The 24,561-nt window shown below is 61.3% G+C and carries 16 protein-coding genes; 10 read left to right on the top strand and 6 right to left on the bottom strand.

Annotation, left to right across the window (positions count from 1 at the left end; genetic code table 11):
- Positions 1 to 219 precede the first annotated feature (219 nt).
- From phnE to phnC, 3 genes are read right to left on the bottom strand one after another with little or no spacing between them, the layout of a single operon-like run.
- A complete protein-coding gene (gene phnE / locus KHO31_RS16830; protein WP_201085735.1) occupies positions 220 to 1,062 on the bottom strand; it encodes a phosphonate ABC transporter, permease protein PhnE in 843 nt (280 codons plus the stop codon).
- A complete protein-coding gene (gene phnD, locus KHO31_RS16825; protein ID WP_201075892.1) occupies positions 1,059 to 2,036 on the bottom strand; it encodes a phosphonate ABC transporter substrate-binding protein in 978 nt (325 codons plus the stop codon). Before phnD ends, phnE begins: the two co-directional genes overlap by 4 nt.
- Before the next feature lie 42 nt (positions 2,037 to 2,078).
- The gene (phnC, locus tag KHO31_RS16820) at positions 2,079 to 2,996 is read right to left on the bottom strand and encodes a phosphonate ABC transporter ATP-binding protein (protein ID WP_211623754.1); all 918 of its coding nucleotides are present in this window, start codon (positions 2,994 to 2,996) and stop codon (positions 2,079 to 2,081) included.
- A gap of 291 nt (positions 2,997 to 3,287) precedes the next feature.
- Here phnC and KHO31_RS16815 point away from each other — a divergent pair, with 291 nt between their 5' ends.
- The 4 genes from KHO31_RS16815 (at position 3,288) to KHO31_RS16800 (ending at position 11,157) form a co-directional block, all read left to right on the top strand.
- Positions 3,288 to 4,322 carry a M14 family zinc carboxypeptidase gene (locus KHO31_RS16815; RefSeq protein ID WP_201075894.1) on the top strand — a complete coding sequence of 345 codons (1,035 nt, stop codon included), beginning with the start codon at positions 3,288 to 3,290 and terminating at the stop codon, positions 4,320 to 4,322.
- A complete protein-coding gene (locus KHO31_RS16810; RefSeq protein ID WP_201075895.1) occupies positions 4,319 to 5,095 on the top strand; it encodes an alpha/beta fold hydrolase in 777 nt (258 codons plus the stop codon). The genes KHO31_RS16815 and KHO31_RS16810 overlap by 4 nt, the downstream gene beginning before the upstream one ends.
- A 158-nt stretch (positions 5,096 to 5,253) precedes the next feature.
- Entirely contained in the window at positions 5,254 to 10,095 is a 4,842-nt protein-coding gene (locus tag KHO31_RS16805) for an NAD-glutamate dehydrogenase (protein WP_201075897.1), read from the top strand.
- A gap of 156 nt (positions 10,096 to 10,251) precedes the next feature.
- Entirely contained in the window at positions 10,252 to 11,157 is a 906-nt protein-coding gene (locus KHO31_RS16800; protein ID WP_201085730.1) for a cation diffusion facilitator family transporter, read from the top strand.
- A 112-nt stretch (positions 11,158 to 11,269) separates the two neighbouring features.
- Here the strand turns inward: KHO31_RS16800 and KHO31_RS16795 are convergent, their stop codons facing one another.
- Positions 11,270 to 12,250: an aldo/keto reductase gene (locus KHO31_RS16795; protein ID WP_211623752.1), complete on the bottom strand. Its 981-nt coding sequence runs from the start codon at positions 12,248 to 12,250 to the stop codon at positions 11,270 to 11,272.
- A gap of 237 nt (positions 12,251 to 12,487) precedes the next feature.
- Between KHO31_RS16795 and KHO31_RS16790 the strand changes: the two genes are divergently transcribed.
- Entirely contained in the window at positions 12,488 to 13,561 is a 1,074-nt protein-coding gene (locus KHO31_RS16790; protein WP_211623751.1) for a purine-nucleoside phosphorylase, read from the top strand.
- A gap of 1,057 nt (positions 13,562 to 14,618) precedes the next feature.
- On the opposite strand, the gene KHO31_RS16785 is transcribed toward KHO31_RS16790, so the two are convergent.
- Complete coding sequence (locus KHO31_RS16785) at positions 14,619 to 14,927, bottom strand: DUF4148 domain-containing protein (RefSeq protein ID WP_201075905.1); 309 nt, start codon at positions 14,925 to 14,927, stop codon at positions 14,619 to 14,621.
- A gap of 243 nt (positions 14,928 to 15,170) precedes the next feature.
- A complete protein-coding gene (locus KHO31_RS16780; protein WP_201075907.1) occupies positions 15,171 to 16,175 on the bottom strand; it encodes a LysR family transcriptional regulator in 1,005 nt (334 codons plus the stop codon).
- A gap of 185 nt (positions 16,176 to 16,360) precedes the next feature.
- On the opposite strand from KHO31_RS16780, the gene KHO31_RS16775 reads away from it, so the two are divergent.
- The 5 genes from KHO31_RS16775 to KHO31_RS16755 all read left to right on the top strand — a co-directional run bounded on the left by KHO31_RS16775 (position 16,361) and on the right by KHO31_RS16755 (position 24,544).
- A complete protein-coding gene (locus tag KHO31_RS16775) occupies positions 16,361 to 17,215 on the top strand; it encodes an alpha/beta hydrolase (protein WP_201075909.1) in 855 nt (284 codons plus the stop codon).
- A gap of 45 nt (positions 17,216 to 17,260) precedes the next feature.
- Entirely contained in the window at positions 17,261 to 18,472 is a 1,212-nt protein-coding gene (locus KHO31_RS16770; protein ID WP_201075911.1) for an efflux RND transporter periplasmic adaptor subunit, read from the top strand.
- Between the two features lie 74 nt (positions 18,473 to 18,546).
- Positions 18,547 to 21,732 carry an efflux RND transporter permease subunit gene (locus KHO31_RS16765; RefSeq protein WP_201075913.1) on the top strand — a complete coding sequence of 1,062 codons (3,186 nt, stop codon included), beginning with the start codon at positions 18,547 to 18,549 and terminating at the stop codon, positions 21,730 to 21,732.
- A 13-nt stretch (positions 21,733 to 21,745) separates the two neighbouring features.
- Positions 21,746 to 23,362, top strand: coding sequence for an efflux transporter outer membrane subunit (locus KHO31_RS16760; RefSeq protein ID WP_201085728.1), 1,617 nt, complete (start codon positions 21,746 to 21,748; stop codon positions 23,360 to 23,362).
- 342 nt (positions 23,363 to 23,704) lie between these two features.
- Positions 23,705 to 24,544: a MetQ/NlpA family ABC transporter substrate-binding protein gene (locus KHO31_RS16755; RefSeq protein ID WP_236060791.1), complete on the top strand. Its 840-nt coding sequence runs from the start codon at positions 23,705 to 23,707 to the stop codon at positions 24,542 to 24,544.
- Positions 24,545 to 24,561 lie beyond the last annotated feature (17 nt).

Here is a 24,561-nt window from a genome sequence, read left to right as displayed (position 1 = left end):
TCCAGCAGAACACCGGAATGGTGGGGTGGACGACTAAAGTGAAGGGGCTTTATGTGGCAAAAAAGTGAGTTGTGTGGCAAAAGGAATCCGCATCTCAACCTCGATACAGGAACGCACGCCGGCGCATTCGCACCTTGGCCCACAGCATCGAAGCGACCTGAATGAGGGTTGGCGAAGCGCGTTTCGCCAACCCCTTGGCGTTCAGGAATCGTGAAGCGGTCACGTCACGCGTTCGCGCAACCACGCCGACGCCAGATCGATCACCGTCACGACCACGATGACCATGATCATCACCGCGGCCGTCTGCGCGTAATCGAACGAGCGGATCGCCTCGTACAGCACCACACCGATCCCGCCTGCGCCGACCATGCCGACTACCATCGCCGAGCGTACGTTCGATTCGAAGCGATATAACGCGTACGAGATCCACAACGGCAGCACCTGCGGCAGCACACCGTAAATGATTTCGTCGAGACTGGTCGCGCCGGTGGCGCGCACGCCTTCGGCCGGACGCGGATCGATTGCCTCGACCGCTTCGGCGAAGAGCTTGGCGAGCACGCCGGTGGTATGCACCCACAACGCCAGCACGCCGGCGAACGGACCGAGTCCCACCGCGACGATGAACAGCATCGCGAAGACCATTTCATTGATCGCGCGGCACGCGTCCATCATGCGGCGCATCGGCTGCACGACCCACATCGGCGCCATGTTGTGCGCGGACATCAGTCCACACGGCACCGCGCACACCAGCGAGAGAGCCGTGCCCCACACCGCCACCGACAGCGTCACGTACATCTCGTGCAAATAGCTGCGCCATTCGGTGAAGTCCGGCGGGAAGAAGTCCTTGGCGAACTGGCCCATGTTGCCGGAGTCGGAGAGCAGGTCCAGCGGACGCATATCGGCGCCGTGCCATGCGCCACCCAGCACGGCAAGCACGGCGATCCAGCCGATGAGCGACAGCCAGCTGCGCTTGCCCGCAGTGGTGGCGGCAGGGCTCGCCGCCCGTGCGGCGAGCGCTTCGCTCGCACGCGTTGGCGACGTGATCAGATCAACCGTGTTCATTGCTTGGCTACGGCGGTGTTGAGCGCGCTCAGCTTTGCGTCGAGTGCGGCCAGCTGGGTCTTGCGGTCGTCGTCGGAAAGATGCGTGTCGCTCTCGATCTTCTGCTTCTGCTGGAACAACGCGACCTGGCGGATCGGCAGCAACTGCGCATCCGACGATGCCGCGAAGCCGGCGTAGCCCGTAATCGCAGCCATCACCGCTTTTTCATGCGGATCGGTCTTCCCGTAGTTCACGAAGAAGTTGCGGATCTTGTCCTTGGTGGCTTGCGGCAGGTCCTTGCGCCATACCAGCGGGTCCGACGGAATCAGCGGCGACGTCCACAGCACGCGTACTTGTGCAAACTTGTCCGGATGCTGCTGTTTCAGCGAGTCGAGCTCCTCGGTGTTGTTGGTCGCGATGTCGATCTTGTTGTTTACAACCGCCAGCAGATTCGCTTCGTGGCTCGACGGCAGCACGGCCTTGAACGACGTGTTGACCGGTGCGTTGTGCTGGGCGAACAGGTAATAACCGGGGATCAGCGTGCCCGAAGTGGAGTTCGGATCGCCGAAGCCGAGCGTGACGTCCTTGGTGTTTTTGAAGACATCGTCGAGCGTCTTGAAGCGGCTGTTCACGTTGGTGATCAGCACCGACTTGTAACCGGCGTCACCATTCGCATACAGGACCTTCGCGAACACTTCGCCTTGCGCGCGATCCACCGCTTCGATCGCAGACGCATTACCGAAATAGCCGACTTGAACCTTGTTAAAGCGCATTCCTTCGATGATGCCGGCGTAGTCGGTCGCGAAGAACGCTTTGACGTTCAGGCCAGTTTGCTTGTTCATGTCCGCGATCAGCGGCGCCCAGCGCTCTTTCAGCACGGAGGAGGAGTCGGTCGAGATGATGCCGAGGTTGAGGTCTTCGGCTTGTGCACTGGCGACGCAGGCGAATGCGGCCGCGCCGACGGTCAGCGTGATGAGTGAACGCAGGAATTTCATCGCTTTGAGGTCCGGTTGAGTGAACAGAATGGGTGGACGCGCTCAGTTCGAGTGCGCCGGATTGAGGGCGAACGCATAGCGCGTCGAGGTGGGCGCGGCATCTTGCGCCGGTGCGCTGGTGCCGCCCTCGTTCGTGTTGTTGTCCGCATGATGGGTTGTGCTATCGGCGCTGGCCTCGTCAAGCAGTTCGCGGGCGTCGTCGCCGTAGAGTTTCTTGAGCAGGGCAGGGCTCAGCGCGGCAGAGGGGCCGTCGTAGACCACCATGCCGCGACGCAGTGCAACGGTGCGCGGGCAAAACTGCATGGCGATGTCGACCTGATGCAGCGACACCAGCACCGTCAGTTGATGCTCGCGGTTGAGCGTGCGCAGCATCTCCATCACGCGGCGCGACGACTCGGGATCGAGTGATGCGATCGGTTCGTCGGCGAGCACGATGCGAGCGCGTTGCACCAGTGCTCGCGCCAAGGCCGCGCGTTGCTGCTGGCCGCCGGAGAGGTTGGCGGCGCGTTCGCGCGCGTGGTCGCCGATACCGACTTCATTGAGCGCTTCCAGTGAGCGCGCCCGCTCGGCACCCGGAAAGCGCCCGGTGAGGCGGCGCCACAATGGCAGCCGCGCGAGCGCGCCGATCAGCACATTGCTCTCCACGGAAAGCCGGTTCACCAGATTGAATTGCTGGAACACGAAGCCGATATCGCGGCGAATGCTGCGCACTTCTCGCACAATGCGGCCGTTCTGCTGGATCGGCCGGCCGAGAATCGAGATCTGCGACGGCTGCGCATCCGAGGCGGTGAAGCCCGCGATATGCCGCAGCAGCGTCGACTTGCCCGAGCCCGAGGCGCCGATCAATGCAACCATTTCGCCCGGCTCGACCCGCAGATCGACTTCGTCCAGCGCCTTGCGGCCGTTGCTGAACGTCTTGCTCAACCGCTCGATACGAATTGCTTCCCGAATTGCTTCCATAAGTACCCCTTGATGCATCCGGCCATTGCCGGGATGTGTGGGGCTCATTCTAGGAAGCGTCTGTGACGGTTGAGTGAAGGCATCGCAACGTCTAGACGACTATATCTTTTTATGTCTTTTTTGCGTCGCCAGGAAGGCAATTAAAAGTCACTCGTTCGAATTAAAAGTGACACCCGTATGACACGATTTGCATTGGGCGGCGCCGGATGCGCATGATCGCCGGCAGCCAGGCTATATTGAGCCATTCGGTGTGCCGTCCCCAATAACCTTGCAGTTCCTTTCGATGTCGTCATGCAGCCTTTGAGCTTTCTTCCCGACAGTTTTGCGGAGTACGAAGATCTCAAGACGATCCTCGACCAGGGCAGCGCCAGCTTCGAGATCCGCACCGTCTGCGAGACGACGGTGCGTGGCCGGCAATTCTGCGTGCACACCGCGAGTATCGGTTCGACCGATCCGCTCGCGCCGGCGATAGGTTTTTTTGGCGGCATTCACGGGCTCGAACGGATTGGTTCGCAACTCGTGCTCGATTACATGCGCGCGCTGCTCGCGCGCCTGGAATGGGACGAACTGCTGGTGCGGCAATTGCAGTCGATTCGTCTGATCTTTATGCCGATCGTCAATCCGGGCGGTATGTGGGCTTCCACGCGCGCCAATCCCAACGGTGTCGATCTGATGCGCAATGCGCCGCAGAATGCCGACGAACGCGTGCCGCTGCTCGCCGGCGGCCAGCGGGTTGGCGCTTGGCTGCCCTGGTATCGCGGCCGGCAAGGGGAACCGATGGAGCCGGAAGCGGCGGCGCTCCTGCGGGTGGTCGAAACGGAAATGGCCGGGCGGCCCCTGAGCATCGCGCTCGACTGCCACTCGGGTTACGGCTGGCGCGACAGCATCTGGTTTCCCTACGCGCGCACGCGCAAGCTGATGCCGCATCTGCCGGAAATGTACGTGCTGAAAACCATGTTCGAGCGCGCGCATCCGCATCATGGCTACGCTTTCGAACCGCAGAGCCACCAGTATCTGTTGCACGGCGATCTGTGGGACTTCGCGTATGACCGCACGCCGGCGCCGAACATCTTTCTGCCGATGACGCTCGAACTCGGTTCGTGGCTGTGGATCAAGAAGAATCCGCGCCAACTGTTTTCGCGTCAGGGCATGTTCAATCCGGTGAAGGAGCATCGCACCGCACGCGTGCTGCGGCGCCATGCGAATCTGCTCGATTTCCTCGCGCGCGCCGCGTACTCGTCGCAACGCTGGCTGCCGCAAGGCAATCGTCGCGAGCAATTGCTGCAAAGCGCGATCGACCATTGGTATAAACCGGAAGCTTCATGAGCACGTGGATCCTGTTGCGTGGACTGACGCGCGAAACACGCCATTGGGGCCGTTTTCCCGGCTTGCTGCGCGAGGCGATCGGCGCGGATCGCCTGTTGCTACTCGATCTGCCGGGCAACGGTGAGTTCGCGAACTTGCGCGCGCCGTCTGCGGTCGAGGATATGGTGGGCTTCGTGCGGATTGCTGCATTGCAAACCGGCGCAACCGGTCCCTATCGCGTGCTGGCGATGTCGCTTGGCGGCATGGTGGCGACCGACTGGGCGCAACGGCATCCCGGCGAGATCGAGCGGCTCGTGCTGATCAATACCAGTATGCGGCCGTTCAGCCGGATGCACGAGCGCTTGCGGCCGTCGGCATGGCCGGGGCTCCTGGGCGTCGCATCGCACTGGCGCAATGCGCCGCGCCCGGAAAGCGGCATTCATCGACTGACGTGCAATAACGTTGAAACGCTGGGCGCCGATCTCGATGCATGGAGCGAAATTCGCCGAAGCGCGCCAGTGAGCCGGGGTAATGCGTTACGCCAGCTTTGGGCCGCCGCGCGCTTTAGTGCAGCGGCTGCGAAGCCGCGGTGCCCGCTGCTGATTCTTTCTTCGCGCGCCGACAAGCTGGTCAACCCGGTGTGTTCGGCGAAGCTCGCGGCGGCGTGGGGCGCAACGCATCTAGAGCATCAATGGGCCGGTCATGACTTGCCGCACGACGACCCGGAGTGGACCAGTGAACAGGTTCGCGAGTGGCTGATGCAAGAGGTCGGCGAGCCGAAGACCGTGCTTTAAACAAACCGCGGGGCCGAGCACGGCACGTCGACTGGCAGCGGGTATAACCTAAGGCCACTCGCGCATCGCTTTTCTGGTGGCAGGCGCATAATCCCCGTTCAGACGATGCATGCGAATCAAGCGATACTCGCTATTGCCGCCCGCCAGGGGAGTTGATCATGCAAGCAAAGAATGAAGAAGCCGTCACGCACCTCCTGAACGATGTCATCGAATTTGCGCGTGGGCGGCTGCCGGAGCCGACCTTCAAAGTCGTCGAGCCTTTCCTGCGTCACTACTACGATTTCGTCGACGCCGACGACCTGCAAAGCCGTTCGATTGCCGATCTTTACGGCGCGGCGCTCGCGCACTGGCAGACTGCACAGCGCTTCGTGCCCGGCAGCGAGCGGCTGCGCGTCTATAACCCGATACTCGAGCAGCATGGCTGGCATTCCGATCACACCGTGGTCGAGATCGTCAACGACGACATGCCGTTTCTGGTCGATTCGGTGTCGATGGCGGTCAACCGTCTTGGGCTCGCACTGCATTCAGTCGTGCATCCCGTGTTTCGCATCTGGCGCGGGCCTGATGGCAGCATCGTGCGCGTGGGCCAAGGCGCTGAAGATGCAGCCGATACGCGCTCGCAGCTTGCCTCGTTCATTCACTTCGAAGTCGACCGTTGCGGCGACGCAGCGAAGCTCGACGAATTGCGTGACGAGATCGCCAGGGTGCTGCACGACGTGCGCGCCGCAGTGGAAGACTGGCCGAAGATCGTTGAACTCGCGCGCGCTACGGTCAAAGGCATGAAGGCCGGCGAGGCGGGGCCGGAAGGTATCGAGGCCCGAGCGTTCCTCGAATGGATGGTGGCCGATCATTTCACGTTTCTTGGCCAGTGCGACTATGAATTGGTGCAGCACGATATCGGCTTTGGCTTGCGCGCGATACCGGGCTCCGGACTCGGCATCCTGCGTGACGCGATGCGTCCCGCAGGCGCGCTCGAAGTCACGCCGTTGTCACCGGCGGCCGCCGACATCATCTCCGGCGCGTGGCCCATTTTCCTGACCAAGGCCAACTCGCGCGCGACGGTGCATCGGCCGGGCTATCTGGATTACGTCGGCATCAAGCTGACCGGTGCGGACGGCAAGGTGAGCGGCGAACGGCGTTTTATCGGCCTGTATACGTCTACCGCGTACCTGGTTTCGACCTCGGAAATTCCGATCGTGCGGCGCAAATGCGCGAACATCGTGCGGCGGGCCGGTTTCCTGCCGAAGGGCCACCTGGCCAAATCACTGGTGACGGTACTCGAAACCTATCCGCGCGACGAACTCTTTCAGGCCGACGAAGACCAGCTCTACGATATCGCGCTGGGCGTGCTGCGATTGCAGGAGCATCAGCGCACGCGTCTATTCGTGCGGCGCGACCGTTTCGACCGCTTCGTGTCGTGTCTCGCGTTCGTGCCGCGTGACAAGTACAACACCGATCTGCGGCGACGCATTGCCAACCTGCTGACCGACGCATTCAACGGGGAAAGTGTCGAATTCACGCCGCTGTTATCGGAGTCGGCCATCGCGCGCATTCACTTCGTCGTGCGTGCGAAACCGGGTGGCATGCCCAAAGTCGATACGCGCGAACTCGAAGCGCGGCTCGTTCAGGTCACGCGCCGCTGGCAGGACGATCTCGCTGACGCATTGCTCGACACATTCGGCGAGGAACAGGGCAACCGTCTCCTGCAACACTACGCGGATTCGTTTCCCCCCGGCTATCGTGACGATTATCCGGCCCGCACCGCGGTGCGCGATATCGAGTTGATAGAACGCGTGCAGGGCACCGAGCGGCTCGCCATGAACCTGTACCGCCCGATCGAAGCGGGGCCACGCGCGTTTCGTTTCAAGGTTTATCGTGCGGGTTTGCCGATTGCTTTGTCGCGCAGCTTGCCGATGCTCGAACATCTCGGCGTGCGTGTCGATGAAGAGCGGCCTTATCTGATCGAAGCGCTCGACGCCACGCCTGCGTGGATTCACGACTTCGGCCTCGAACTCGCGGACGATGCGGAGTTCGATATCGAACGGGTGAAGGATCTTTTCGAAGATGCATTCGAACAGGTGTGGACCGGTGGAATCGAAAGCGACGATTTCAACCGCCTTGTGTTGCGCGCGCAACTGAGTGCGCGCGAGGTGACGATTCTGCGTGCTTACGCCAAGTACCTGAGGCAAGTGGGTTCGACGTTCAGCGACGCTTATATCGAACGCGCGGTCACCGGCAATCCGGCGATCGCCCGCATGCTGGTGGAGTTGTTCATTGCACGTTTCGATCCGGTGCTCGGCGATACGCGCGAGGCTCGCGTCGACGGCTGGTTGAAGACGATCGATAGTGCGCTCGATCAGGTGCCGAACCTCGACGAGGATCGAATACTCCGGCAATTCCTCGGCGTCATCAAGGCCACGCAGCGCACGAACTACTATCGCTTCGACGCCGACGGCCATCCGAAACCGTATCTGTCGTTCAAGTTCAATCCTGCGCAAGTGCCCGGTTTGCCCGAACCGAAGCCGATGTTCGAAATCTGGGTGTACTCGCCGCGCGTGGAAGGCGTGCATTTGCGCGGCGGCCGTGTCGCGCGCGGCGGGCTGCGCTGGTCGGATCGGCGTGAGGACTTCCGCACTGAAGTGCTCGGCTTGATGAAGGCGCAGATGGTGAAAAACGTGGTGATCGTGCCGGTCGGCTCCAAAGGCGGCTTCGTCGTGAAGAATCCGCCGCCGCAGACCGACCGCGACGCGTGGATGCGCGAAGGGATCGCCTGCTATCAGACGTTCCTGCGTGGCCTGCTCGATCTGACCGATAACCTCGCGAGCACGGCGGTGGTGCCGCCGCCGGATGTGGTGCGTCACGATCCCGACGATCCCTATCTGGTGGTCGCCGCCGACAAGGGCACCGCCACGTTCTCCGACTACGCGAACGCTATCTCGCAGGAATACGGTTTCTGGCTCGACGACGCTTTTGCGTCGGGCGGTTCGGTCGGCTATGACCACAAGAAAATGGCGATTACCGCGCGCGGCGCCTGGGAGTCAGTCAAGCGGCACTTCCGCGAAATGGGCGTCGATACGCAAACGACCGACTTCACGGTGGTCGGCGTCGGCGATATGTCGGGCGATGTCTTTGGCAACGGCATGCTGCTGTCGCCGCATATCAAGCTGCTGGCCGCGTTCGATCATCGGCATATCTTTCTCGATCCGAATCCGGATCCTGCGGTAAGCCTTGCCGAGCGTGGACGCCTTTTCATGCTCGACCGGTCGAGTTGGGCGGATTACGATCCGTCGCTGATCTCTGCCGGAGGGGGCGTGTTTCCGCGTACCGCCAAGACGATTCCGTTGTCTCCGGCGGTACAGTCGGTGCTTGGCATCAGCGCGCCGGCGCTCGCGCCCACTGAACTCATGCGCGCGATTTTTCAGGCGCCTGTCGACTTGCTCTACAACGGGGGCATCGGCACCTATGTGAAGGCGAGCCGCGAAACGCATCTGCAGGTCGGCGACCGCGCCAATGATGCGATCCGCGTCAACGGCGCCGATCTGCGCTGCAAGGTCGTAGCGGAAGGCGGCAATCTCGGTCTCACGCAATTCGGACGTATTGAATTCGCGCAGCGCGGCGGCCGCATCAATACCGATGCGATCGACAACTCCGCCGGTGTCGACTGTTCGGACCACGAGGTCAACATCAAGATTCTGCTGGGACTGGTCGTCTCCGACGGCGAAATGACCGAAAAACAGCGCAATGCGCTGCTCGCAGAGATGACCGATGAAGTCGGCTTGCTCGTCTTGCAGGACAATTATTACCAGACCCAGGCACTCTCGATTGCGGGCCGCTACGGCGTCGAATTGCTCGACGCTGAAGCACGTTTGATGCGTTACCTCGAACGTGCGGGCCGACTCAATCGCGTGATCGAGTTCTTGCCGACCGATGAGGAAGTCGCCGAACGCCAGGCCGCGAAACAAGGCTTGGCCACGCCCGAGCGCGCGGTGCTGCTTGCCTATAGCAAGATGTGGCTGTACGACGCATTGCTCGAATCGTCGATGCCGGAAGATCCGCTCGTCAGCGATATGCTGATCGAATACTTTCCGAAGCCGTTGCGGCAGCGCTTCAGCGAACCGATGCAACGTCACCCGTTGCGGCGCGAAATTCTCGCAACGCATTTGACCAATGCCTTGGTGAATCGCGTGGGCTGCGAGTTCGTGCATCGCCTGATGGAAGAGACCGATGCGCAGCCTGGCGACATCGTACGGGCCTGCATCATGGCGCGCGACGTGTTCGATCTCGACGACGTGTGGCGCAGTATCGACGCCCTCGATAACCGTGTCGCCGACGATGTGCAGGCGCGCATGTTCGTCGAAGTGGCGCGGCTCGTCGAACGCTCGGCGTTGTGGTTCCTGCGGCAGTTGCAATCGGGGGCGGTCAGCGACGGCGATGTCGCCGGCTTGCTCGCACGTTGCCGCGACGCGGCGCAACGCCTCGCGCCGCAATGGCCCGCGCTGCTGCCGATCGCCGATCTGGAAGCGCTGTCCGAACGGCAACGCGTGCTGGTGGACGCGGGTGTCGATGGCGAACTGGCGGTGCGAATCGCCAGCGGCGAAATCTCGGCGGCTTTGCTCGACATCGCCGAGGTCGCGGCGACTTGCGGGCGCAGTCTCGAACTCGTGGCGGGCGTCTACTTCGCGCTTGGCACGCTGCTCAACTACAGCTGGATCAGCGAGCGCGCGTCCTCGCTGCCGGCGCCGACGCACTGGGACATGCTGGCGCGCGCCACGGCGCTGGCCGAACTCGCACGCCTGAAACGCGCGTTGACCACGAGCGCGCTGGCCGACGCAGATGAGGCGTCGACGCCGGATGCGTTGGTTCAGACGTGGCGTGAGAAGCGCGCCGCGCAACTGGAGCGTTATGCGCGTCTGCTAGCCGATCTGCGGGCCACCGGCGGCGCGAGCCTGTCGATGTTGCTGGTGATCGTGCGTGAGATGGCCGCGCTCGAAAGGGCATAGCACGACAGACCGCGAGAGAGGATAGCGGCGCGGCATACGTCATGAACCCCGGCGCAAAACAGCGCCGGGGTTGGACGCATGCCGCCTGGCATGTCCATAATGCGGACTCTTGCCAACCGAAAGCGCTTTGCAAACTCACGGACCCTCTCCACGACGATGAAAGAAGAATCGCCGAAAGCCATTTTCTATGCGCTCGCCGCCAACCTCGGCATCGCCATCTGCAAGTTCGCTGCTGCCACGTTCACCGGGTCCGGCTCGATGTTCGCCGAAGCCATTCACTCGACCGCCGACTGCGGTAACCAGTTGCTGCTGCTATTCGGCTTGCGTGAAGCACGCAAGCCCGCGAGTCCGCTGCATCCCATGGGCAGTGGCCGCGAGATCAATTTCTATTCGCTGCTGGTGGCGTTGCTGCTGTTCTTTGTCGGCGGCGCGTTTTCGGTGTACGAGGGCGTGCATCGCTTATTTGCGCGTGAGCCTTTGCAATATGCGTATGTGGCGCTTGTCGTACTCGGCGTTTCGGTGGTGCTCGAAGCCCTTTCGTTGTGGGGCGCGGTTAAGGAAATCCGCAAGACGCATCCGGACAAAGGCCTGTGGCGCTGGTTTCGCGAAACACGCGAGTCCGAACTGCTGGTGGTGGCCGGCGAGGACATTGCCGCGTTAGCGGGTCTTGCGATGGCCTTCGTCGCCGTGCTGCTGACGATGGTGACCGGCAATCCCGTCTACGACGCATTGGGCTCCATCGGCGTGGGTGTGTTGCTGATGGTGATCGCGTGGCTGGTGGCGCGCGAAGTGAAGTCGATGATCGTCGGCGAATCGGCAAGCCCGGAAGTGCGCCGCGCGATCGAAGCGCATCTGCGCGCCCGCTCCGAGATTCGCAGCATCATCAATATGATTACGCTGCAATGGGGGCGTCACGTGGTGGTGGCGGTGCAGGCCGAAATGATCGAGTACGCGAGCGGCCGCGCGATGGTCGACGCGATCAACGTGATTGAAGCGGACCTGCAGGCGGTGTTTCCGCAGGTGCGCTGGGTGTTTTTTGAACCGGACGTGCCGCGGGTTTGATGCGTTGTCCCGCTTGCGGGGCACGTCCCGGCCATCAGGGGGGGCGGCGGATTCCACGCAGGTCTCCGCTCAGGCGCCTCTTTCTGCGGCCGCAGGCCGGTGCATTTGCCGCTTATTTGAATCCGGTTACCGCATGCGGCACATACAGTTCTTCCAGTTGACGGATTTCATCCGCGCTCAGATTCAGCGACAGTGCCGCGACCGCATCGTCCAGATGATGCAGCTTGGTCGCACCGACGATGGGCACCGTGATCGGTTTCTTCTGCAATACCCAGGCTAGCGCGACTTGCGCACGCGGCACGCCGCCTTCCGTGGCAATCTGGCTGACCCGCTCCACGATCCGGCGATCCGCGTCTTCGGTATGCGCGTACAGTGTGCGACCGAATTCGTCGGTTTCCGAGCGTGCGCTTTCAGTGTTCCAGTCGCGCGTCAGGCGTCCGCGTGCCAGCGGGCTCCACGGAATGACGCCGATGCCTTCGCTCTCGCACAGCGGCAGCATCTCGCGCTCTTCTTCGCGATACAGCAGGTTCACGTAGTTCTGCATCGTCACGAAGCGCGCCCAGCCGTTGCGTTCAGCCACGTGCAAGGCCTTGGCGAACTGCCACGCATACATCGACGATGCACCGATATAGCGCGCCTTGCCCGCTTTCACGACATCGTGCAGCGCTTCCATGGTTTCTTCGATCGGTGTGTCGTAATCCCAGCGGTGGATCTGGTACAGATCGACGTAATCCGTCCCGAGGCGTCTCAGGCTGTTGTCGATTTCCGCCATGATCGCCTTGCGCGAGAGGCCTGCACCGTTCGGACCCGGATGCATGCGGCTATTCACCTTGGTAGCCAGCACAATCTCGTCGCGCTTCGCAAAGTCCTTCAGCGCGCGGCCGACGATTTCTTCGCTGGTGCCGTCCGAGTAAACGTTGGCGGTGTCAAAAAAATTGATGCCGTGGTCGAGCGCCTGCTTGATAAAGGGGCGTGCCGCTTCATCGCCGAGCGACCAGGGGTGGGTGCCACGAGCGGGCACGCCGTAGCTCATGCAACCGAGACAAAGACGCGATACATCGAGGCCGGTGCGGCCGAGTTTCACATAATCCATCGTGGTGCTCCTGTGTTGAAGTGCGCAACCGCTGTGCATGCTGACGGCTCTCCATTATAGGAAGGGACGCATTGACGTGCAGAGGGCCGGCCGAACGCGCGGGTCGGCAGGGACCAATAGGGCTTAGTGAAATACCGCAACATGTAGTGGAAAATAATTTCGTCACATCTATACTTCTTTCGGCTTGCAAGCAGCCCCTCTCCCAATCTGCATCAAAGGCAAAAAGGAAGGACCACGATGCTGACTCGCACACTTGGCGCAATCTCTGTCATTGCACTCGCGGCATGCGCCGCCTTTACACCCGGCCCCGCCAGCGCGGACGACAACGATGGCTTTTCGCAGGGCGACGGCGGCTCGCACGGGCGGCCGGTCAAGGTGATGATCATTTCGATGTTCGGGCCGGAGGGGCAGGTGTGGCTTGATCGGCTCGGGCCGTGGCGCGAGATTACGGTCGACGGCTTATCGCCTGACTACCCGACGGTTCATTGCAATAAGCAGGACGTGTGCGTCATGACCACCGGCATGGGGCATAGCAACGCTGCCGCGTCGATCATGGCGTTGATCTTCTCGCCGCGCTTCGATTTGCGGCATACGTACTTTATGGTTGCCGGCATTGCGGGGATCGATCCGCAGCAGGGCACCGTCGGGTCCGCCGCGTGGGCGAAGTATCTGGTCGACTTTGGGATTCAGTGGGAGATCGATGGGCGGGAGATTCCGCCTGGCTGGAATACCGGGTACCTTGGGATCAATACCAAGAGCCCTACGGATAAGCCGCCGCTCGACTATCGAACGGAGGTGTTTCAGTTGAATACTCAGCTGGCCGATACGGCGTTTGCTCTGTCGCGTAGCGTTGTGCTTTCCGATAATGCGCAAGCGCAGGCTGCGCGGGCCAAATATTCCTATGCACCGGCGAATCGGCCGCCTACCGTCATTCAATGCGATACGCTCGCGGGCGATACCTGGTGGTCAGGGACGTTGCTCGGGCAGCGGGCGCGGGATTGGACCAAAATTCTGACCGATGGCAACGGTGTCTATTGCACAACGCAGCAGGAGGATAACGCGACGTATGAGGCGCTTAAGCGCGCGGCCTCTGTTCATAAGGTCGATTTGAATCGTGTTGCGGTGCTGCGGGCGGGGTCCGATTTCGATCGGCCATACGATGGGCAGACTAGTGCGGATAATTTGCTTAACTATGCTGCGCAAGGGGGTTTTACGATTGCTATTGAGAACCTGTACAGGTCTGGGAATCCGCTTGTGCAGGATATTGCCACGCATTGGAGTGAGTGGCGGGAGGGGGTGCCTAAGAGGTAGCGGTTTTTTTGCCCGCGCAGCGCTTGGTGTCTGTGTGCCTACGGCGTTGGCCTTTCCTTGGTTTCTTATTGGTCTATTAGTGTCGCCCCTGTGCGGGGCGGCACCTACTTTTCTTTGCATGCCGCAAAGAAAAGTAGGCAAAAGAAAGCGGCTCAAACCGCCAGCTCATAAGCGGGTCCCCTGGCTTGGAGGGGCTAATGGTGCATCTGGAATCTGTGTCCTCGCACATTCGGCCCTGGTGACAAAGCCGTCATACTTCCGGCGGCGCTGCGCGCGCCGAAGCGGTGGTTCTTAAACCGCTCACCGTTTTTACGTTCGGCGGTGGCTCTCAAACTACTAACCGTTTACGCTCGGTGGTAGTTCACAAATCTGTCTGCCATTTTGGATGCGCGTGCGACTTCGCCGCGCTGGCTGCTGTGCTCCTTGCCCGCCATACTTCAAAAAGCCGCTTGCCGTCTTCGGCGCCCAGCCGTACTTCGTATGCCGCTGGCCACGTTCGGCGCGGGTACATTTCCGAAGCACTAGCTCAGCTAGCGCTTCGCTGAGAAGAAGCCGATGGTTCCCACCACGTCTAAACAAAAGCCATGGTTTTGCACGATTGACCCTTCCGGCGAGCACGAAGTGCGAGGCGGGAAGCATGACTGCTTTGTCACGAGCGTCGAATGTGCGAGAGCACAGATTCCAGATGCACCACTATCCCCTCCGAGCCAGGGGACCCGCTTATGAGCTGGCGGTTTGAGCCGCTTTCTTTTGCCTATTTTTCTTTGCGGCATGCAAAGAAAAGTAGGTGCCGCCCCGCACAGGGGCGACGCTAATAGACCACTAACAAAACAAGGAAAGGCCAACACCACAGGCAAACAAAATCAAGCGCCGCCAAGGCAAAAAAACCCAAACCTTTATTGCTGCGGCGCCCGATACGGCGCCCACACAGGCGCATCCACATCCCAATGATCAAGTTCAGACGGTGTCATGACATGCTCCTTTGTAAAGAGTCCAAATATCCAGCCGCGATGGAAAAAGTCATTTCGGAACCCGAACCATCACGGCGTAGCCAGAATTACTGCCCATTGGCAACGCGTGTCACGTCGCCACTCCTGTCTTCCTGCAATGCAATGCGCGCAGCCTGCGTCTGACCGATCAGGCCTTTATTCGGATACGAAGTACGATTCAGTGCAGGCAGCGAGCCATCGCGATACGCCGCGACCAGCTCGGCCTGAACCTCAGCACGGGTTTTGCCGCCAGTGGTCGGCGCCGGTTGCGTGTCGTATGTGCCTGCACGCCCAATGCCTCCGCCGTTGCTTTGAGCAAAGGCCGGTGCGCTGGCAAGCAGCGAAAGAACCAGAGCTGCTAAGAGATTGCGTTTCATGATCCACTCCTGTCGATTCATTTGCAGCGCAAGCAGCGCTGCGACAGGGTGAAATGTAGACTTCGAGGCGATTCGGATAAATCGCACTTTCGCGAAATGAATTGTCGCGATTCCAGAACAATCGCGATAACGCGCGCGGCAATCAGGCAACTGGCGGGCATCTGCCGCGCAACCGCGGCATTAGAGCCGCGGTTGGAATTCACTGTTCCAGTTTCTGTACTTCAACTCGCGAGCTCGCGAGAATCAGGCAACCCACTCCGTTATCACCGGCGTATCGAGCATCGGAGCAGATTCGCGCTCTTCGAAAGTCCGCTTGGTGCATGTCGCGTCGAGACTGCCGCGTCCGCTAAGCAACGGGCAGCGGTCGAACAGCTCGGCAATCCAGTCTACGAAAACACGGACTTTAGGCGACAGATGGCGACTGTGCGGATAGACTGCGGAAATTGGCATCGGCAAAGGTTTCAGCTCCGGCAGCACTTCAACCAGCTGACCCGAACGCAGATGCGGCAGCACCATGAAGAGCGCCGGCTGAATCAGGCCGAAGCCTTCCAGTCCGCAAGTCACGTAGGCATCGGCGTCGTTCACCGACACAATGCCCTTCATCTTCACTTCGATTTCTTTGCCATCAACCATAAAGGCCCAATCGATCGTGCGCCCCGTGCGGCTCGAAAAATAATTGACTGCTTTGTGATTCTCGAGGTCTTCGAGCGAAGTCGGCATGCCCGCGCGCTCGATGTAGTCGGGGGCCGCGCATGTCACACCCTCGAACAGACCGATACGCCGCGCCACGAGCGACGAATCCTGTAGCGCGCCCACTCGTACCACGCAATCAACGCCTTCCTGCAACAGGTCGACGGGTCTGTCCGTCAAGCCGAGTTGCAGGTCGATGTCCGGGTAGCGCGTGTGGAATTCACACAGCGAAGGGATCACCAGCAGGCGCCCGATCGATCCGGGCATGTCGATGCGCAGCTTGCCGTGCGGCTTCTTGTTGCCGCTTTGGAAACTGGCCTCGGTCTCTTCGACGTCCGCAAGGATGCGCACGCAGCGCTCGTAATACGCAGCGCCGTCCGGCGTCAGCGACAAACGCCGCGTGGTTCGGTGCATCAGACGTGTGCCGAGGAACGCTTCGAGGTTCTGAATGATGGTAGTAACCGATGCGCGCGGCAGGTCGAGCGTCTCCGCCGCACGGGTAAAGCTGTTGGTGTCGACGACGCGCGTGAACACTTGCATGGCCTGAAGCCGGTCCATTGCAAACCTCCTAAAAGGGGCGGGCGCTCTGAGCAGGGATCGAATCTGCAGCGAATCCGCAGAGCAATCGCATTCGATTGTTCAGGGGCGCCGAATTGTGTTGCCGGATTATAGGCATTTATTTACGAGTCTGCCGAACCCACAATTCGCACCATTGAAGTTCTATGCGCATTGCGCGGCTCGACATGGATGCATTTAAACCGCCGTACTCCTTTGTGCCCGCCAACAGCGGCCCGGCACAGCCAGACAGCACGGCACTCGACGTCACTGACGTGCAGATCGAAGGGCACGCGCAGGACATTACGTTGCGTTTGTACCGGCAGTCACAGAAAACCGCACTGCCGGTATTGCTTTATTTCCACGGTGGCGGTTTTACGAAGGGCTCGATCAATCAGGCCGACTACGCCGCGCGGTATTTCGCAGAACACTTACCGGCTCTCGTCGTCTCGGTCGGCTATTCGCTGGCGCCGCAGTTTCCGTTTCCGGCGGCGCCTGAAGATGCACATCGCGCGGCGCTGTGGGTGCAGACAAGAGCCCGCGCGTTTGGCGGGAATAGCAAGAAGATCGGCGTGGCGGGCCACGATGCGGGCGGGCAGTTGGCCAATTGCCTCGCTTTCATCGCGCGCGATCGCGGCGACGTGCGCATCGCCGCACAAGCGCTGTTCGGACCGATGCTCGATCCGAGCCTTACGCGCCTGGGCGACGAACAGCGCCTGGGTTCGGACATCACCGCGAAGGAATGCGCGGCGTGTTATCGCGCGTATCTGCCGCAAGCGTCGCAACGCATGCATCCGTATGCCGCGCCGCTTGAATCGTCGCGCCTCGCGGGCCTGCCGGCCACGCTGATCGCGACGGCGCAAAACGACGTGCTGCATGTGGAAGCGGAGAAATACGCGAGCAGTCTGATCGACGCGGGTGTGCTGACCCAGGTGGTGCGCTATCCCAGCGTCTCGCACGCCGCGTTGGCCGATCATCCGCCGGCATTGCAGGAAGCGGTGCGATTTTTTCAGTGGCGCTTCGATGCGCGCGCCCATCGCTGAGACACCAATAAGCAGAACTTTGATCAACGATACCGGGAGCTTCACATGACTATCCTTCCTCTTTCCCGTCGCCGTGTGGCGATTGCCGCTCTAGTCGTCATCGTGGTGGCCGGGCTGGGCACGTTCGGCGCGATTCGCGTCGACGCAAGCTCGCCCGCCGCGCCGACCATCGTGCCGGAGGTCGATGTGGCCACCGTGGTGCAAAAAACCATCACAGACTGGCAGAGCTATTCGGGCCGCCTTGAAGCGGTCGAAAAAGTGGACGTCCGTTCGCAGGTGCCGGGCACGATCGTGTCAGTCAACTTCAAGGACGGCGCGCTCGTGAAGAAAGGCGACACGCTGTTCGTGATCGATCCGCGTCCGTACGCAGCGGAAGTCGATCGCGCCGAAGCACAACTCGCCGCAGCGCAAGCGCGTACGGGCTACACGCAAAGCGATTGGGAACGCGCGCAACGTCTGATCGCCGACAACGCGATCGCCAAGCGCGATTACGACGAGAAGCAGAACGCTGCGCGTGAAGCGAGTGCCAACCTGAAGGCCGCGCAAGCCGCCGTCGAGACCGCGCGCATCAATCTCGGCTACACGAACGTCGTCGCGCCGGTAGCGGGCCGTGTGTCGCGTGCGGAAATCACGGTGGGCAACGTGGTGGCGGCGGGCGCGAGTTCCGCGCCGCTCACCACGCTGGTGTCGGTTTCGCCGATTTATGCATCATTCGACGTCGACGAACAAACCTACCTGCAGTTTCTGAGCCGCGCGAAGGATGGCAGCAAGGTGCCGGTTGACCTGGGTCTGGCGGATGAAAGCGGCTACTCACGCAGCGGCACGATTGAATCTGTCGACAACCGCCTGGATACGTCGTCCGGCACGATCCGGGTGCGCGCGCGTTTCGATAACCAGGATGGTGCATTGATTCCAGGTCTGTATGCACGCGTGAAGGTGGGCGGCAGCGCGCCGCATCCGGCACTGCTGATCGACGATGCAGCGGTGGGCACCGATCAGGACAAGAAATTCGTGCTGGTGGTCGACCAGAGCAACCACGTCGTGTATCGCGAGGTGTCGGTCGGCAGCATGCAGGGCAATCTGCGCGTCGTCAAAGACGGTTTGCAGGCAACCGACCGGATTGTCGTGAACGGCATCCAACGCGTGCGTCCGGGCGATGCAGTGCGCGCTCATATGGTGCCGATGACCGCTGATCAGGATCCGAACGGCGCGCCGCTCGCGCAGACGCGTGCGAAAGCGGCAGACAAGAATTCGTGAGCCTCGTACGCCGCGCTTACGTAACCGTGTTACGTAGCCGTCGTGTACGCCTGCTCCAACGTTAAGAGCTTCCTATGAACATATCCAAATTCTTCATCGATCGGCCTATCTTTGCCGGCGTGCTATCGGTATTGATCCTGCTGGGGGGCATCATTTCGCTCTTCAAGCTGCCGATTTCGGAATACCCGGAAGTGGTGCCGCCTTCGGTGGTGGTGCACGCGCAATATCCGGGCGCCAATCCGAAAGTGATCGCGGAGGCCGTTGCGGCGCCGCTCGAAGAGCAGATCAACGGCGTCGAGAACATGCTGTACATGCAGTCGCAAGCCAATAGCGACGGCAATCTCACGCTGACGGTGACCTTCAAGCTCGGCACGAATCCGGATCTCGCGACGCAACTGGTGCAGAACCGCGTCAACCAGGCGCTGCCGCGCCTGCCGGAAGACGTGCAGCGGCTTGGCATCACGACCATCAAGAGTTCGCCCACGCTGACCATGGTGGTCCACCTGATCTCGCCGAACAACCGCTACGACATGACGTATCTGCGCAATTACGCGCTACTCAACGTCAAGGACCGGCTTGCGCGGATTCAGGGCGTGGGCGAAGTGCAGTTGTGGGGTTCGGGCGACTACGCAATGCGTGTCTGGCTCGATCCGCAGAAAGTCGCACAGCGCGGGTTGACGGCGACCGAAGTGGTCAACGCAATCCGTGAGCAGAACATTCAGGTGGCAGCCGGTGTGATCGGCGCATCGCCTTCGGTGCCGGGCACGCAATTGCAGTTGTCGGTGAATGCGCGTGGCCGTTTGAAGACTGAGGGCGAATTCGGCGACATCATCGTCAAGACCGCGCCGGATGGTGGTGTGACGTATCTGCGCGATATCGCACGTGTCGAACTGGCAGCGTCGGAATACGGCCTGCGTTCGCTGCTCGACAACAAGCCGGCAGTCGCGCTCGCCATCAATCAGGCGCCGGGTGCGAACTCGCTGGCGATTTCCGATCAGGTTCGCGCGGCGATGAAGGAGCTGGCGGAAGACATGCCGGCGGGCGTCGAATACAAGATCGTCTATGACCCCACGCAGTTCGTGCGCTCGAGTATCGAGGCGGTGATCCACACGCTGCTTGAAGCAATTGCGCTGGTGGTGATCGTGGTGATCGTGTTCCTGCAGACGTGGCGCGCGTCGATCATTCCGTTGATTGCGGTACCGGTGTCGATTGTCGGTACGTTCTCGTTGCTGCTTGCATTCGGCTTTTCCATCAATGCGTTGTCATTGTTCGGGATGGTGCTTGCCATCGGGATCGTGGTGGACGATGCGATCGTGGTGGTGGAGAACGTCGAACGGAACATCGAAAGCGGGCTCAGTGCGCGCGATGCGACCTATAAGGCCATGCAGGAAGTGAGTGGGCCGATTATCGCCATCGCGCTGACGCTGGTCGCCGTGTTCGTGCCGCTCGCGTTCATGACCGGTCTGACGGGCCAGTTCTACAAGCAGTTCGCGATGACCATCGCGATCTCGACGGTGATCTCCGCGTTCAACTCGCTGACCTTGTCGCCGGCTTTGTCCGCGATGCTGTTGCGCGGCCATGGCGCCAAGGAAGACTTCCTGACGCGTGTGATGAATCGCGTGCTGGGCCGCTTCTTCAAGGGCTTCAACAAGGTATTCCATCGTGGTTCGACGGAATACAGCCGTGGCGTGACAGGCGTGCTGCGCCGCAAGGGCGCGATGCTCGCGGTCTACGCGATCCTGTTGTGCGCAACGGTGTTGATGTCGCGTGTCGTGCCGGGTGGCTTCGTGCCGGCGCAGGACAAGGAATACCTGATTGCGTTTGCGCAATTGCCGAACGGTGCATCGCTGGACCGCACGGAAAAAGTGATCCGCGATATGAGCGCGATCGCGCTGAAGCAGCCGGGCGTGGAAAGCGCGGTGGCATTCCCGGGTTTGTCGGTGAACGGTTTCACCAATAGCTCGAGCGCGGGCATCGTGTTCGTCACGCTGAAGCCTTTCAAGGAGCGCGGCAGCAAGAAGCTCTCGGCCGGTGCGATTGCCGGCGCGTTGAACCAGCAGTACGGCGCGATCAAGGATTCGTTCGTGGCAGTGTTCCCGCCGCCTCCGGTGCTGGGTCTCGGCACGCTCGGCGGCTTCAAGATGCAGTTGGAGGACCACGGCGCGGTGGGTTACGCGGAGTTGAACAAGGCAGCGGAGGCCTTCGTGAAGAAGGCGGCGCAAACGCCTGAACTCGGGCCGACCTTCTCCAGCTATCAGATCAACGTGCCGCAGTTGAATGTCGATCTGGATCGCGTGAAGGCCAAGCAACTCGGTGTGCCGGTCACTGACGTCTTCAACACGATGCAGATCTATCTGGGCTCGCTGTATGTGAACGACTTCAACCGCTTTGGTCGCGTGTATCAGGTACGGGTGCAAGCAGATGCGCCGTTCCGTCAACGTGCTGACGACATCCTGCAACTGAAGACGCGCAATGCCGCGGGCGACATGGTGCCGCTGTCGTCGCTGGTGACGGTGACGCCTACGTACGGTCCGGAAATGGTGGTGCGTTACAACGGCTATACGGCTGCCGACATTAACGGTGGACCGGCGCCGGGCTACTCGTCGGGCCAGGCGCAAGCCGCGGCCGAACGCGTAGCAGCGGAAACCTTGCCGCATGGTGTGAAGCTCGAATGGACCGACCTGACGTATCAGCAGATCATCGCCGGCAATGCGGGCTTGTGGGTGTTCCCGATCAGCGTGCTGCTCGTGTTCCTCGTGTTGGCTGCGTTGTATGAAAGCCTGACACTGCCGCTCGCGGTGATCCTGATCGTGCCGATGAGCGTGCTGTCCGCGCTGACCGGTGTGTGGCTCACGGGCGGCGACAACAACATCTTCACGCAGATCGGTTTGATGGTGCTGGTGGGGTTGTCGGCGAAGAACGCGATTCTGATCGTCGAGTTCGCCCGGGAGTTGGAGCATGACGGGCGTACGCCGCTGGCGGCGGCGATCGAAGCGAGCCGTTTGCGTCTGCGTCCGATTCTGATGACGTCGATTGCCTTCATCATGGGTGTGGTGCCGCTGGTGCTCTCGAGCGGAGCGGGTTCGGAGATGCGTCACGCGATGGGTATCGCGGTGTTTTTCGGCATGCTCGGCGTGACGCTGTTCGGCCTGATGCTGACCCCTGTGTTCTATGTGGTGTTGCGTACGTTGGCGGGCGGGACGATTCACGTCGCGCAGAAAGACGCGCCGCACCTTGGGGCGCCGGCGACGGAAGCCTGAGGAGAAAATAAAAATGAATCGTTTTGAATCTTTAAGCGGGTGGGGCAGAGCGGCTGCCAGCGGTTTGCTGCTGGCGTTGCTCGCGGCCTGCTCCGTGGAGCCGACGTATAAGCGGGCGGAGGTGGATACGCCGGTTGCATTCAAGGAAGCGCCCGCTGCTGCATCGGGTGCGTCCGCTACATCGGCTACGTCCGCCGCATCGCCGCAGGACACGGGGACCTGGAAGCAGGCCCAACCCGCCGACGACGCGCATCGCGGCGAATGGTGGACGATTTTCGGCGACCCGCAGCTCAACACGCTGGAAGAGCAGGCTGCTGCCGCGAATCAGGATCTGAAGGCGGCTGCGGCGCGCGTGCAACAGGCGCGTTCGGTCACGCAGGCGGCGACGTCGGACTGGTTCCCGAAATTCGACGCGGGCTTCGGGCCGACGCGTGAACGTGCGTCAGCGGCGTCGCAATTCCAGCCGGATAGCGCGGGCGGCACGACGGGCACGATCTGGCGCGCACAGGTGGGGGCGTCGTATGAAACCGATCTGTTCGGGCGAGTCGGTTCGAATGTGAACGCGACGCGTGCGGACGAGCAGCAAAGTGAAGCGCTGTTCCGGTCGGTGCAGTTGTCGCTGCAGGCTGACGTCGCGCAGAACTACTTCCAGTTGCGCGAGCTCGATACGGATCAGGATCTGTACCGCCGTACCGTGGCGTTGCGCGAGGATACGCTAAAGCTGGTGGAGCGCCGGTTCAAGGAAGGCGATATCGGTGAGCTGGATGTTTCGCGCGCTCGCAACGAACTGGCGAGTGCGCGTGCGGATGCCGTGGGCGTGGCGCGCCAGCGCGCGGCTTCTGAGCACAGTCTGGCAATTCTGCTCGGCAAGCCGCCGGCGGATTTCTCGTTCGCGGAAGCGCCGCTTGTGCCGGTGACGGCGCGTGTGCCGGCAGGTTTGCCTTCGGCGCTGCTCGAACGTCGGCCGGACATTTCGGCGGCGGAGCGGGCGATGATGGCGGCGAATGCGCGGGTCGGTCTGGCCAAGTCGGCGTTTTTCCCGAAGCTCGATATCACGGGCGGGGCTGGCTTTGAATCGGCGACGCTCGGCGATCTGTTCAAGTGGTCGAGCCGCGCATTCCTTCTCGGGCCGATCGCCGGCACTGCGCTGACGGTGCCTTTGTTCGACGGTGGCCGCCGCAAGGCGAACCTTGCGCAAGCTCGCTCGAAGTACGACGAGGACGTGGCGCAATATCGTCAGCAGGTGCTGGTGGCGTTCCGTGAGGTTGAAGACAACCTGGCCGATCTGCGTTTGCTCGACGATCAGATTCGCGAGCAGAACGATGCGGTCGTGGCCTCGCAGCGCGCGGCGCACCTGTCGCGCACGCAGTACACGGAAGGCGCGGTCAGCTATCTGGATGTGATCGACGGCGAACGGCAGGTGCTGATATCCCAACTGCAGGCGAGTCATCTGTCGGGTACGCAAGCGGTGGCGACGGTCAATCTGATTCGCGCGCTGGGCGGCGGCTGGGGCGATGTGAAGCCTGCGGGCGATGAAGCAGTGGGCGCGGTCGCGCCGGCTTCGGGTCCGGCTGCTGCATCTGCATCTGCTTCTGCTTCGGTGTCGGTGGATCAGGTGGCGAAGCGCTAGAGTTGGCTGCCCGCTTGCTGGGGCATTGCTGTAGAACGCCGGATCGCGCGAAAGCGCATCCGGCGTTTCTCGTTAACGCTGTGTTGATCGCGCTCGGCGTGGTCGACGGTTTTCGCTTGTTTCAGGATTTTGCGGTGTTCAAGTCCAACTGGCGATCCTGGCACCTCCAAATCATTTTTCCCGCTTTCCTTCCCAAAATCCGTTCGTAGACCGCTGGTTTACCGCCGTCTATCATGATTCGCACCTCATCTGGAGAGAGGCGATGACCTGTCCGACCTGTCGCTGTCCGCGCTGATCCGCTCGCCTTGAAACAAACCACGCCCCAATCCTAACGAGTTCATCATGCGTATTTCTCTGAACACTGCACGGCGCTTTTTCAAGGCGCGAACGCTGACCTTCTTCGGCGCGTTCGGCCTTGCGCTGGCGTTGATTGCTGCGCCCGCATCCGCGGCAGACACGCCCACGTTGAAAATCGGTATCGCCACTAGCCCGCAAATCGAGGCGCTCAAAGTGGCCGCGCGCGAAGCGAAGCAGCAAGGGCTCGACGTGAAGATCATCGAGTTCACCGACTGGAATACGCCGAACGCGGCGCTCGCCAACAAGGATATCGACGTCAACTATTTCCAGCACATTCCGTTTCTCGAGAATGCAAAGAAGCAGGGCGGCTATAACTTCGTCGCGATCGCGCCGGGCACGATCATGAAGATCGGTCTGTACTCGAAAAAGATCAAACGCTTCGACGAATTGAAAGACGGCGCCACGGTCGCCATTGCTAACGATCCCGTCAACGGAGGGCGCGGTCTGCTGTTGCTGCAGCGTGCTGGTCTCATCAAGCTGACGCCGGGCATCGACTATCGCGCCACCACGCTTAACATCATCGACAACCCTAAGCATCTGAAAATTGTCCAGCTCGAGGCATCGCAATTGGCCCGCTCGCTGGATGACGTCGATCTCGCGCAAGGCTACCCGAGCTTCATCAAGCTCGCGGGCACCACCGATCCGAATAGCGCATTGCTGTTCGACGGTGTGGAAAACAAGAACTACGCGATCCAGTGGGTCGTACGCCCGGAAAGCGTCAACGACCCGCGTATCCGCAAGTTCATCTCGATCTATCAGCATTCGCCGGCTGTGCGCGCCGCGCTCGACGATGCCTTTGGCAATCTCTACGCGGTCGCCTGGTAAGTTACGCAATCAAGCCA

Source organism: Paraburkholderia domus (assembly GCF_905220705.1).
Classification (GTDB): Bacteria; Pseudomonadota; Gammaproteobacteria; order Burkholderiales; family Burkholderiaceae; genus Paraburkholderia; species Paraburkholderia domus.
The sequence above is the reverse complement of the archived record's forward strand: the minus strand, read 5'-3'. Positions and strand labels throughout refer to the sequence as shown.

Coding starts and splice junctions, on each gene's coding strand:
- KHO31_RS16775 (WP_201075909.1), top strand. CDS start 16,361: ATGGATGCATTTAAACCGCCGTACTCCTTTGTGCCCGCCAACAGCGGC.
- KHO31_RS16770 (WP_201075911.1), top strand. CDS start 17,261: ATGACTATCCTTCCTCTTTCCCGTCGCCGTGTGGCGATTGCCGCTCTA.
- phnD (WP_201075892.1), bottom strand. CDS start 2,036: ATGAAATTCCTGCGTTCACTCATCACGCTGACCGTCGGCGCGGCCGCA.
- phnE (WP_201085735.1), bottom strand. CDS start 1,062: ATGAACACGGTTGATCTGATCACGTCGCCAACGCGTGCGAGCGAAGCG.
- phnC (WP_211623754.1), bottom strand. CDS start 2,996: ATGGAAGCAATTCGGGAAGCAATTCGTATCGAGCGGTTGAGCAAGACG.
- KHO31_RS16815 (WP_201075894.1), top strand. CDS start 3,288: ATGCAGCCTTTGAGCTTTCTTCCCGACAGTTTTGCGGAGTACGAAGAT.
- KHO31_RS16760 (WP_201085728.1), top strand. CDS start 21,746: ATGAATCGTTTTGAATCTTTAAGCGGGTGGGGCAGAGCGGCTGCCAGC.
- KHO31_RS16755 (WP_236060791.1), top strand. CDS start 23,705: ATGCGTATTTCTCTGAACACTGCACGGCGCTTTTTCAAGGCGCGAACG.
- KHO31_RS16800 (WP_201085730.1), top strand. CDS start 10,252: ATGAAAGAAGAATCGCCGAAAGCCATTTTCTATGCGCTCGCCGCCAAC.
- KHO31_RS16795 (WP_211623752.1), bottom strand. CDS start 12,250: ATGGATTATGTGAAACTCGGCCGCACCGGCCTCGATGTATCGCGTCTT.
- KHO31_RS16805 (WP_201075897.1), top strand. CDS start 5,254: ATGCAAGCAAAGAATGAAGAAGCCGTCACGCACCTCCTGAACGATGTC.
- KHO31_RS16785 (WP_201075905.1), bottom strand. CDS start 14,927: ATGAAACGCAATCTCTTAGCAGCTCTGGTTCTTTCGCTGCTTGCCAGC.
- KHO31_RS16765 (WP_201075913.1), top strand. CDS start 18,547: ATGAACATATCCAAATTCTTCATCGATCGGCCTATCTTTGCCGGCGTG.
- KHO31_RS16780 (WP_201075907.1), bottom strand. CDS start 16,175: ATGGACCGGCTTCAGGCCATGCAAGTGTTCACGCGCGTCGTCGACACC.
- KHO31_RS16810 (WP_201075895.1), top strand. CDS start 4,319: ATGAGCACGTGGATCCTGTTGCGTGGACTGACGCGCGAAACACGCCAT.
- KHO31_RS16790 (WP_211623751.1), top strand. CDS start 12,488: ATGCTGACTCGCACACTTGGCGCAATCTCTGTCATTGCACTCGCGGCA.